This is a genomic window from Pseudoalteromonas sp. S3776, assembly GCF_005886915.1.
In the GTDB taxonomy this organism is placed as follows: Bacteria; Pseudomonadota; Gammaproteobacteria; order Enterobacterales; family Alteromonadaceae; genus Pseudoalteromonas.
The window spans coordinates 1-355 of the sequence record NZ_PNCU01000101.1; the positions used below are offsets into that span (position 1 = coordinate 1).

The following is a 355-nucleotide window of genomic DNA, read 5'->3' on the forward strand; positions in this document are numbered from 1 at the left end:
TTTCCAAATTTTTAAAGAGCAGAGAATCAAAAACTTCTCAAAATTAAACACACTCTATTCTCAGGTGTTATTGCTACCCGATAAAGAATATTTATTTTTAAGAAGTAAAGTGGTGGAGCTAAGCAGGATCGAACTGCTGACCTCCTGCGTGCAAGGCAGGCGCTCTCCCAGCTGAGCTATAGCCCCACATATGCTGGTCTTATTGTCTGTTATGACACTTCAAAAGAAGTGGTGGGTCTGGGTGGATTTGAACCACCGACCTCACCCTTATCAGGGGTGCGCTCTAACCAACTGAGCTACAGACCCAAACAATAAGTGTTGTTCTCTTTACAATTAACAATCATCTGTGTGGACA

Annotated in this window: 2 tRNA genes; both read right to left on the reverse strand. The window is 42.5% G+C overall.

Going from position 1 to position 355, the window contains the following annotated elements:
- Positions 1-110: 110 nt before the first annotated feature.
- Positions 111-186, reverse strand: a tRNA-Ala gene (locus CWC16_RS19320).
- A 43-nt stretch (positions 187-229) separates the two neighbouring features.
- A tRNA-Ile gene (locus tag CWC16_RS19325) sits at positions 230-306 on the reverse strand.
- Positions 307-355 lie beyond the last annotated feature (49 nt).